The organism is Streptomyces sp. M2CJ-2, from assembly GCF_016757295.1.
Taxonomy (GTDB): Bacteria; Actinomycetota; Actinomycetes; order Streptomycetales; family Streptomycetaceae; genus Streptomyces.
In genome coordinates this window covers 1-318 of record NZ_JAESIF010000321.1, presented here as the reverse complement: position 1 = coordinate 318, position 318 = coordinate 1, and the positions used below count along the sequence as shown (strand labels likewise).

Genomic DNA, 318 nt, shown 5'->3' with positions numbered 1-318 from the left:
GCACGTCGGTGGCGCGCCCGTCGACTGGGAGGCCTTCTACGCCGGCACTGGCGCGCGGCGCGTCGAGCTGCCCACGTACGCGTTCCAGCGCAGCCGCTACTGGATGGACGCCCGCACCGTCACCGGCGGCTCGAACGTGGTGGACGCCGGCCAGGCCGCCGCGGGACACGGCCTGCTGCGCTCCGTCGTGGCCCTGCCGGCCTCCGGCGGTGTCGTGCTGACGGGACGGCTGTCGGTGGACGGCCAGCCGTGGCTGGCGGACCACCGCGTTCGGGACGCCGTGGTGGTGCCGGGTACGGCGCTGGTGGAGATGGCGAT

Annotated in this window: 1 protein-coding gene; it reads left to right on the top strand. The window is 75.5% G+C overall.

Translation table 11 applies throughout. The features are described 5' to 3' along the window. Positions 1-318: polyketide synthase dehydratase domain-containing protein (locus JL475_RS39480; protein WP_202282990.1), on the top strand; the 318-nt coding region annotated here is incomplete at both ends.